Here is an 8716-nt window from a genome sequence, read left to right as displayed (position 1 = left end):
CGTCGCGCCGCTCTCGGGCGACCTGCGCGCGCAATACGGCATCCCGAACGAGGTGGCGGGATTGCTCGTTCAGCGGGTGGAGCCGGGCAGTCCCGCGGAGGCGGCCGGCATCGTGCCGGGCGACGTCATCAACGAGGCGGCGGGCGCCGTCGTCGGCCAGGTCGAGACGCTGCGCGACGCCGTGGAGCGCGCCATGGAGCGCGACGGCCCGATGCTGGTGCGCCTCTTCCGCGGCGGCAGCTACGCCTACGTGCCGGTGCCGCTGGACACGGCGGAGACGGACTGAGCCCCGACGCGGGCATCCCGCCGCCGAGCGGGGCATCGGGCGCCGACGGGCGGGTCGGTGCGGCCCGTCCGCGGTCTCCGGGGCGGCGGGAACGCCGCCGCGCAGGGGCCGCCGGGCGGGTCGGCGCGGCCCCGGACCCCGCCCGCCGTTGCGCGGTCCGCCGCATCCTCGGCCCGAGCCGCACGAAATCCGACCAAAATGCTGCCGTTTTGACCTGCTAGGCCCCGTCCCGCGCAGTTCGGGAAAGGCACACCGCCGATGTTCGACGAAGGGGCGAGGATCACCCTGTTCGGGATCGCGGCAGCCGCATTCATCCTGACGATGGCGCAGGAGCAGAATGCTCCGCGCGCGGCGCCGGCGACCTCGGTCGATGCCGCGCGTTTCCCGGCACTGCCCTTCACCGCACGCCCCGACGGCTCGCCCGCGCAGACCGACATCGCCGCGATGCGGGTGCCGCTCGCCGAGGGGTTCGAGGCGGAGCTTCTCCACGGCTACGTCCTCGAGGGCCGCGTCGTCACGCGGCGCGAGTTCCGCAACGACGCCACGAGCGCCATCTCGCCGCTCGACCTCGGGATCGTCTGGGGCCGGCTGGCCGAGCCCGGGCGGGCGGAGGCGATCTCCTTCCGGGCGGTGATCCGCGGCGTGCGCTACCGCGCGCCGCCCGAGGTGCTGTTCGACGGCTGGGAGGAGCAGGTCACCAACAACCACCTGATCCCGGCCGACGCGGAGGTCCACGCGGCGCTGATGGCCGTGGAGGTGGGCCAGCGCGTGCGCCTGCGCGGCTATCTCGTGGAGGTGACGGGCAACGGCATCGCGGCCTGGCGCTCCTCCACGCGGCGGGACGACAGCTCGATCATCGGCGGCTGCGAGATCATCCTCGTGACCGGGGTGGAGGTGCTGCCCGAGGACGGCAAGGACGCCTGAGCCCCCAATCGGGGATCGGGGTCGGGATTTGTCGGGGTGGCGGGCGGAAGCGGGCCGATGAGCCCCCATGAGTGCAAGGATGGATGCCTGAAAAGTGCAAGGGGCCACCCTGCCCGGGCGGCCCCGCGGCCTCAGGCGGCCTTGGCGTTGGCGCCGATGAACCAGGCGTCCTTGTCCACGGTGCGGCTGACTTCGGTGAAGAGGTCGGCGGTGTCCTCGTCGCCCGCCTTCTCGGCCACCTCGATGGCCTCGCGCAGCGCGTGGCCGAGTTCCATGAAGCGGGCCTTCAGCTCCTTCACGTGGACCTCGATGTCGCTCTCCTCGAGCGGGTAGGCGTCGAGCGTCGCCTTCTCGGCCGCGAACTCCACGGTGCCCTTGGCGTGGCCGCCGAGGATCACCGCGCGTTCGGCCATCGTGTCGGCGGCCTCGCGCAGGCGGTCGGCCACGTCGTCCAGAAGCTCGTGGACGCCGATGAAGCCCGGCCCCTTGAGGTTCCAGTGCGCCTGCTTCACCGCCAGCGTCAGGCTGATCGTGTTGACCAGGTTGGCGTTCAGCAGGTCGACGACCTCGGCGCGGGCGTCCTGGTTCAGGCCTTGGGCGAAATTCGTCGGCATCTCTCGGTGTCCTTCTTCAGCTTGAATTGCCCATCTCAATCCCGTGCCCCCGTGCGCGGTTCCTGCGGCGCCCCGTCACGGCTGCCGCTCTTCTTCTTCTTCGCCCCGGAAACGCCGCCCGAGCTCGTCGAGGTCGTCGCGGGGCAGCACGAAGAGGATGTGGTCGCCCTCCGCGAGCTCGAGATCGTCGGAGAGGAGCCGCTCCTCCTCGTCGCGGATCAGCGCGACGCCGCGCATGTCGTCGGGCAGGTCGAGCGCGCCGTAGCTCTCCCCGGCCAGCCGGGCGGGGACGTGGACCCGCTTCAGCGCGAGGGCGCCGGACAGCGCGGTGTCGTGGTCGAGCTCGGCCCGGTCCTGAAGCGCCTCGGCGAAGTCGCGGGCGACGGTGGCGTGCGGGTTGATGACGTCCTTCAGGTCGAGCTCCTCGCAGACGTTCAGGAGCTCGTTGGAGAGGATCTGCGGTATCACCCGCCCGAAGCCGATGGAGCGGGCGACGAGGGCGGCGAGGATGTTGTCCTCCGACGCGTTGGTCATCGCCACGAAGACGTCGTCTTCGTCGCGCCAGGCCTCGCGGAGCGTCGTCGGCATCGTGCCGTCGCCCTCGAGCATCCCGCAGTCGAGCCGCTCGGCCAGTTCCTCCAGCTTCTCGCGGGAACGGTCGATGATGACGACCTCGTGGCCCGCGTCGATGAGGGTGGCGGCGATGGCCTCGCCGAAGCGGGAGGCGCCGAGGATGACGATGCGCATGGCTTGGGGTCCTTTCCGGCGGTCAGCGCCCGGTCCACGTCCGGGGCGCGAAGAGCAGCAGGACGGCGATGAACTCGAGCCGCCCGAGCCACATGGCGAAGGTGAGCGAGAGGGTGAGGTCGAGGCTGAGGTCCGGGCCCACGATCCCGGTCGAGAGCCCGACGGTCGACAGCGCCGAGACGACCTCGAAGAGCGCGGGGAGCGCCGGGACCCCGTGGGCGAGGACCTGCATCCAGAGGAGCAGCATCGCGCAGAGGTAGACGAAGACGAGCGCGAGGATGCCCGAGATCGTGCGGTCCCGGACCGGCGTGCCCTGGTGGCGGATCGGGGCCACGGCGCGGGGCGGCAGGCTCGGCCGGCGGAAGGCGTGGCCGAAGACGTCGAGAAGGACGCCGATCCGCGCGAGCTTGAACCCGCCCGCCGTCGAGCCGACATCGCCGCCCGCGATCATCGCCACGACGAGCACGAGGAGGAGCGGCCCCGGCGCCGGCATGGCGCCGGTCGAGAAGCCCGTCGTGGTGAGGCCGGAGACGAGGTTCAGCACGCCCTCGTAGACCTCGACCAGGGCCGCGCCCTGCAGGATCAGGATGCCCGCACAGACGGCCGAGAAGGCGAGGACGGCCAGAACGACGCGACGGAGCGAGCCGAGGCTCCAGGCGTCGCGCCACTTGCCCTGAAGGACAAGAACGAATGTCAGGAGCGACACGGCCCCGAGGATGGCCGTCAGCATGACGGTGCCCTGCCCGAGCGGCCCGTAGGAAGCGAGGCTGTCGGCGCGCGGCGAGAAGCCCGCCGTCGAGATCGCCGTCAGCGTCAGGAGCGGCCCGTCGCGCCAGCCGGGGATCGTCACGGTGTTGACCGCGCCCATGACGAGGGTGAGCCCGACATAGACGCCCAGAAGCTGCTGCGCCTGCCGCCGCGTGGAGGCGATGCGGTCGCCCTGCTCGATCTCCGCCTTGCCGAGCTTGCGGGCGGGCAGGCCCGAGGGGATCAGCAGCGCGAGGACCGCCGTGGCGATCACGAGGCCGCCGCACCACTGCGTCCAGGCGCGCAGGACATGGCCGGCGAGCGGCCAGGCCTCGGTGTCCTCCGCCATGCTGAGCCCGGTCGTGGTCGTGCCGCTCATCGCCTCGAAGAGGGCGGCGGCGGGCGGCATTCCGAGGACCACGAAGGCGGGCGCGGTCAGGAGCGCGCTCAGGCCGAAGACGATGGCGACGCTGAGAAGCGCCTCGATCTCGCGCAGGTCGTCCGGCAGGTCGTGCCCGCGCGCGGCCACCTGCACCCCGGCCGCGCCGAGCGCGGGCAGCCCGAGGACGGCGGCGAGCGCCCATTCGCGCTCGATCAGGGCGACGAGGGCGGGGGGCAGGCAGAGGATGGCGAAGATCGGCGCGTGGCGGGCCAGCGTCACCGCGATGACGCGGGGCCGGGCACGCTGCGCGATCGCCTCGGAGCCCTGGCGGAACGCGGAGGCGCGCTTCACGCGCATGGCGGGCGCGCGGGGACGTCGGGGGGTGAAGGCGGAGACGCAGGCGACGCGCGGTGCGGTTCTCGAGCGTCGGGCGCGCGTGCGGCGGACGGATGCGGCAGGCGCGGAGCGGCGTTGGTGGGCGTCCGGCCGGCGGAGGACGGCTGGCGCGGCGGACGCGCGGGGGAATGGCCCGGCAGGCGCGGGGCGTCGTCGCCGGAACGGCCCGGCGGTTGGTCCGTGTCCACGCGGTGCGGATGGCGCGGGCCTGCGGCCTGGCGGGGAGGGCACGGCCGGCGGGCGGTGGGCGGGCGTGGAGACTGTCCGGGGAGGCGGCCGGTCGGCAGGCGCGTTCCGGCGCGCGGCGCACCGAGGGTCCGAGCCATTTCCGAGCGCGGCGCTCCGATGGGGCGCACGGCCGCCCCACGCTGTGCGAACGGTGGATGCGGTGGGCCCGCTCTCGACCGTCGCGGCGGGCCTGCGGCGTCCGCGCCTGGGGCCCCGACATTGCGCACGGCGTCCGCGCCTTGCGGCCAGGGCGGGCGCGCGGCGTCCGCGCTCGGCGGCGTCGTCCGTGTGGAAGGCGCAGGCATGGCGGTGCAACGCGGAGCCGCGGCTTCCGGTTCCCTCCTGCGCGGGGCCGGAACTGCGCTCCGGGATGGGGGTTTCCGACAGGACACACCGACCATCCAGAGGAGGGCGCCATGAGAGCGATCAAGGACTTCATCGACCGGATCCGGGAGGCGGGCAAACGCGCCGCGCGCCCCGCGCCCGCCCCGGTCCCCGTGAGCCGCCCCTCCCGACCCGAATGGAGTGCCCATGGCCCCGGACGCGACGCGCTCCGCTGAGCGCCCGGACGACGCCGAGGCGCGCCTCGCCCGGCTCGACCGGCTGGCCGACATGCTGGACAGCCGCTTCTCGATCCTCGGCATCCGTTTCGGCTGGGACGGCATTCTCGGCCTCGTGCCGGGACTGGGCGACGCCGTGACGCTCGCCTCGGGCGGCTACATGATGATGGAGGGGGCGCGGCTCGGCGCGCGGCGCAGCGTCCTGGCGCGCATGGCGGCCAATGCGGGCCTCGATTTCTTCGTGGGCAGCGTGCCCATTCTCGGCGACGTGTTCGACGTCGCCTTCAAGGCCAACCGCCGCAACATCGCGCTCCTGCGGCGCGAGATGGCCCGGACAGGGCGCCTGCGCGCGGCCTGAACACATACAGGAGACGACATGGCAGAGAGACGACGTTCGAACGACGGAAGCCGCGACACCGACAAGGTGCCCGACGCCAAGGGCAAGGTGTCCCAGGCCGGGCGGAGCGACGGCGCGCTGCCGCGCGACATCGGCAGCCGCGACGAGAGGAAGCGCGCCGAGGAGCGCCCGGCGGGCGCCACGCGCGTGCGCAAGTCCGACAAGACGGGCGGGGAGGCCGGCGATGGATAGGACCGCCCGCAGATCCGGCCTGCCGCAGGGCGCCTGGGTCGTGATCGCCGACGGCGACAAGGCGCTGTTCCTGGTGAACTGGGGCGACGAGGAGGACATGAACCTCGTCGTGCGGGACCGGGCCGAACACGAGAACCCGAAGGCCTCCGAATGGGCCACCGACCGGCCGGGCCGCTTCAACGACGGACCCTCCGTGCAGCGCTCGGCGGTGCAGGAGACCGACTGGCACCGGCTCGAGAAGGAGCGCTTCGCCGCGGACCTCGCCGGGAGGCTCTATGCCGACGCCCATGCCGAGCGCTACCGCCACCTCGTCGTCATGGCCAGCCGGGTCGTGCTCGGAACCCTGCGCAAGGAGCTGCATTCCGAGGTGGCCGACCGGATCATCCTCGAGGTGCCGAAGGTGCTGACCAACCATCCGATCGACGAGGTGGAGGTGATCCTGACCGCCGAACTGAAGGAGGCGGGCTGAGAACGACGATAGGGGCCGCGCGGTCCGCGGCCCCTGCGCCTCCACGGACCGCGGGTGCCCGAGAGGGCGGCCCGAGAGGGGGGATCGCACCCTTTTCGCGGTGCCGAAGGGGCCGAGGATGTGAAACCGACCGGTCCGAACGCGGCCCTTCGGCGACAGGGAAAGGGCCGCGCGGTCGGCGCGGCCCTCTCGCATCTCCCGATGGGAGAAGAAGCGGTCTCAGTCCCAGAACCCCTCGTCCACGTCCTGCATCGCCTCGAGATCCTCCTCGTTCAGCCGCGTGACGTAGGCGTAGCTCACGTCGTCCACGGCCACGAGGTTCAGGTCGTCCACCTCGATCACCACGTGCTTGTCGCCGATGTCGAGGAAGCCGCCGACCTCGGCCACGATGCCGACGATCTGCCCGCCACGGTCGAGCACGAGGTCCTCGATCTCGCCGATGCGGTTCCAGTCCGCGCCGATCCCGTCATGGACGTTGTCGAACTCCCAGCCTTCGTCCTGTGCCGCGTTCGTCGTGTAGACGTCGCCGCCGGTGATGTCGCGCGAGCGGATCAGCTCGCCCTGCATGCCGAGAAGGTTTATCTCCTCCGCGCCGCCCTCGAGGCCGTCATCGGCCTGGGCCATGACGTAGGGGGCGGCCAGAAGAAGGATCGCGAGGCTTGCCGATAGGGTCTTCATCGTCGTCTGTCTCCTTGTCAGTCGCTGTCCGTCTCCAACGGCCCGGACCTGTCGCGGGTTCCGGGGGCGCTGGATCGCGGCGCGCGGTCCGGGCGCGAGAGCGGGGCGAAGCCTCCGCGCGGCGGGTCGGAGGATCGGCCCGCGAACCGGGGTTTCGGGGTGCGGGCTCCGGCGGCGAGCTCGGCGGTGCCGGGTCGGTCCGCGGGTTCCGGCTGCGGGCCCGGCGGCGCGGGTCCGCGAGGCAGGATGGGTCAGGGGAGCGGATCGGGTGGCGAGCGGGCGGGCGGACGGCTCCGGGGCACCGGGGCGGGGGGTCCGGCTGGGGTCGCGGTGCGGGTGTGTGTGGCGCCGTGGGTCAGGGGAGCGGAGCGGATCGCGAGCGGGCGGGCGGACGGCTCCGGGGCGCCGGCGCAAAGGTTTCGGTCGGGGTCGTGGCGCGGATGTGGGTGGCGCCGTGGGTCAGGGGAGCGGAGCGGATCGCGAGAGGGCGGGCGGGCGGCTCCGGGGCGTCGGGGCGGAGGTTCCCGCCGGGGTCGCGGTGCGGCTCCGGTAGGCAGGATGGGTCAGGGGAGCGGATCGGGTGGCGAGGCCGGAGCCACCGGCTCCGGGGCGTCGGGGCGGGGGTTCCGGCCGGGGTCGTGGCGCGGATGTGGGTGGCGCCGTGGTTCAGGGGAGCGGAGCGGATCGCGAGGGGTGAGCCACCGGTTCCGGCGCGGGGGTTCAGAGGCGCGGGGGCGGTCCGCGGGTTCCGGATGCGGGTCCGGCGGCGCGGGTTCCGGCGGCGGGCCCGGCGGCGCGGGTTCCGGGTGCGCGTTCAAGGGCGCGGGGTCGGTGGCCGGGTGCCGCAACCTTCGGCGCGTCCGGCGTCGGGAACCCGGAGGCGGGCCGGGGGGTTCACATCCCTGACCTTCCCGGGGGAGCCCGACCGACATGAACCACCGCACCGCGCAGACGCTGTTTCTGGGCGTCCTCGCGCTGATCGCCGTCTTCGCCGTGCTGCGGGTGGGGCAGGGTCTCTTCGCGCCGGTGCTGAGCGCGCTGGTCCTCGGCGTCGTCTGCGCGCCCCTCGCCGACGGGGTGGAGCGGCTGCGCCTGCCGCGGACGCTCGCCGCGCTCGTGGTTCTCGGGCTTCTCGTGCTGCTGATCGCCACGCTCTTCGCGGCGCTCGAGCCCACCGTCACGCTCACGATCCGGAACGCGCCCGCGATCTGGCAGGAGGTGACGGGGCTTCTCGACACGCTCCGCGGGTTCCTGTCGGGCGTGGAGGCACTGCAGGAGACCGTGTCCGACGCGCTGAGCGGCGAGGAGGAGGAGCGCGCCAACGCCCCCGCCGCCGCCGCGGGCGCCGGGGACGCCGACGCGGCGGACGCGCCGGACGAGGAGGGCGCCGTCCGCGTTCCCGGCGTCCTGGACGCGCTGGTCTATGCGCCGTCCTTCGCCGCCGCGCTCCTGATCTTCGCGGGGACCTTCTACTTCTTCCTCCTCGGTCGGCGCGACATCTACGAGCGCGTGGACCGCGGCGCGACCTTCCTGAGCGCCGAGATGCTCTGCCGCGCCGAGCGGCGGGTGTCGCGCTACTTCCTGACGATCACGCTCATCAACGCGGGCTTCGGCGTGGTGATCTGGCTCGCCATGACAATCATCGGGCTGCCGCAGCCGATGATCTGGGGGCTCGCGGCCTTCCTCTTCAACTTCGTGCTCTACCTCGGGCCCGCCGTCCTCGCCGCCGCCTTCGCCGTCGCGGGCATCCTGACCTTCGAGGGCGCCATGAGCTTCCTGCCGGTCGCGGTCTATGTCGGCCTGAACATGACCGAGGGCCAGTTCGTGACGCCCGCGCTGGTGGGGCGGAACATGGCGGTGAACCCGCTCCTGGTCTTCGTGTCTCTGGTGTTCTGGCTCTGGCTCTGGGGGCCGGTGGGCGGCATCGTGGCGATCCCGGTTCTGGTCTGGTCGCTCTACATCCTCGGCCATCTCGACTGGGACCCGCGCGACCTGCCGCGGCGCGAGCGGGGGAGGCTGGCCGCCGGGGAGCGCGGGCCAGGGCAGGGCGGCGCGCCGCCGGAGGGACCGCGGCCCGATCCCCGGCCCGGGCCGCA

The 8716-nt window shown here is 73.2% G+C and carries 10 protein-coding genes; 6 read left to right on the top strand and 4 right to left on the bottom strand.

All coding sequences use genetic code 11. The features are described from left to right. Both ACTS11_RS07415 and ACTS11_RS07410 read left to right on the top strand, forming a co-directional pair. On the top strand, nucleotides 1-286 hold a 286-nt coding region (locus ACTS11_RS07415), incomplete at its 5' end, for a PDZ domain-containing protein (protein ID WP_442639691.1). Between the two features lie 258 nt (nucleotides 287-544). Next, on the top strand, nucleotides 545-1210 hold the full coding sequence (locus ACTS11_RS07410; RefSeq protein WP_442639690.1) for a hypothetical protein: 666 nt from the start codon (nucleotides 545-547) through the stop codon (nucleotides 1208-1210). A gap of 131 nt (nucleotides 1211-1341) precedes the next feature. Here the strand turns inward: ACTS11_RS07410 and dps are convergent, their stop codons facing one another. From dps to ACTS11_RS07395, 3 genes are all read right to left on the bottom strand, one after another. After that, the gene (gene dps, locus ACTS11_RS07405) at nucleotides 1342-1824 is read right to left on the bottom strand and encodes a DNA starvation/stationary phase protection protein Dps (protein ID WP_442639689.1); all 483 of its coding nucleotides are present in this window, start codon (nucleotides 1822-1824) and stop codon (nucleotides 1342-1344) included. A 75-nt stretch (nucleotides 1825-1899) separates the two neighbouring features. Further along, entirely contained in the window at nucleotides 1900-2571 is a 672-nt protein-coding gene (locus ACTS11_RS07400) for a potassium channel family protein (protein WP_442639688.1), read from the bottom strand. A 22-nt stretch (nucleotides 2572-2593) separates the two neighbouring features. Further along, a complete protein-coding gene (locus ACTS11_RS07395; protein ID WP_442639687.1) occupies nucleotides 2594-4057 on the bottom strand; it encodes a TrkH family potassium uptake protein in 1464 nt (487 codons plus the stop codon). 798 nt (nucleotides 4058-4855) lie between these two features. On the opposite strand from ACTS11_RS07395, the gene ACTS11_RS07390 reads away from it, so the two are divergent. From ACTS11_RS07390 to ACTS11_RS07380, 3 genes are read left to right on the top strand one after another with little or no spacing between them, the layout of a single operon-like run. Further along, nucleotides 4856-5242, top strand: a complete 387-nt coding sequence (locus ACTS11_RS07390) for a DUF4112 domain-containing protein (RefSeq protein WP_442639686.1) — start codon at nucleotides 4856-4858, stop codon at nucleotides 5240-5242. Nucleotides 5243-5260: 18 nt separating this feature from the next. Beyond that, nucleotides 5261-5473: a hypothetical protein gene (locus tag ACTS11_RS07385; RefSeq protein ID WP_442639685.1), complete on the top strand. Its 213-nt coding sequence runs from the start codon at nucleotides 5261-5263 to the stop codon at nucleotides 5471-5473. Further along, nucleotides 5466-5942 (top strand): baeRF12 domain-containing protein, encoded by a 477-nt coding sequence (locus tag ACTS11_RS07380; protein ID WP_442639684.1) that lies wholly within the window; start codon nucleotides 5466-5468, stop codon nucleotides 5940-5942. The genes ACTS11_RS07385 and ACTS11_RS07380 overlap by 8 nt, the downstream gene beginning before the upstream one ends. Nucleotides 5943-6161: 219 nt before the next feature. On the opposite strand, the gene ACTS11_RS07375 is transcribed toward ACTS11_RS07380, so the two are convergent. Then, nucleotides 6162-6620: a PRC-barrel domain-containing protein gene (locus tag ACTS11_RS07375; RefSeq protein WP_442639683.1), complete on the bottom strand. Its 459-nt coding sequence runs from the start codon at nucleotides 6618-6620 to the stop codon at nucleotides 6162-6164. 930 nt (nucleotides 6621-7550) lie between these two features. Between ACTS11_RS07375 and ACTS11_RS07370 the strand changes: the two genes are divergently transcribed. Beyond that, nucleotides 7551-8716: AI-2E family transporter (locus ACTS11_RS07370; RefSeq protein ID WP_442639682.1), on the top strand; the 1166-nt coding region annotated here is incomplete at its 3' end.

The organism is Roseicyclus sp., from assembly GCF_052168335.1.
Taxonomy (GTDB): domain Bacteria; phylum Pseudomonadota; class Alphaproteobacteria; order Rhodobacterales; family Rhodobacteraceae; genus Roseibacterium.
This window is presented reverse-complemented; position numbering and strand designations above follow the sequence as displayed.

Bases quoted from the DNA above. Each gene is read 5' to 3' on its own strand.
- ACTS11_RS07410 (WP_442639690.1), top strand. From the start codon at position 545: ATGTTCGACGAAGGGGCGAGGATCACCCTGTTCGGGATCGCGGCAGCC.
- dps (WP_442639689.1), bottom strand. From the start codon at position 1,824: ATGCCGACGAATTTCGCCCAAGGCCTGAACCAGGACGCCCGCGCCGAG.
- ACTS11_RS07400 (WP_442639688.1), bottom strand. From the start codon at position 2,571: ATGCGCATCGTCATCCTCGGCGCCTCCCGCTTCGGCGAGGCCATCGCC.
- ACTS11_RS07395 (WP_442639687.1), bottom strand. From the start codon at position 4,057: ATGCGCGTGAAGCGCGCCTCCGCGTTCCGCCAGGGCTCCGAGGCGATC.
- ACTS11_RS07390 (WP_442639686.1), top strand. From the start codon at position 4,856: ATGGCCCCGGACGCGACGCGCTCCGCTGAGCGCCCGGACGACGCCGAG.
- ACTS11_RS07385 (WP_442639685.1), top strand. From the start codon at position 5,261: ATGGCAGAGAGACGACGTTCGAACGACGGAAGCCGCGACACCGACAAG.
- ACTS11_RS07380 (WP_442639684.1), top strand. From the start codon at position 5,466: ATGGATAGGACCGCCCGCAGATCCGGCCTGCCGCAGGGCGCCTGGGTC.
- ACTS11_RS07375 (WP_442639683.1), bottom strand. From the start codon at position 6,620: ATGAAGACCCTATCGGCAAGCCTCGCGATCCTTCTTCTGGCCGCCCCC.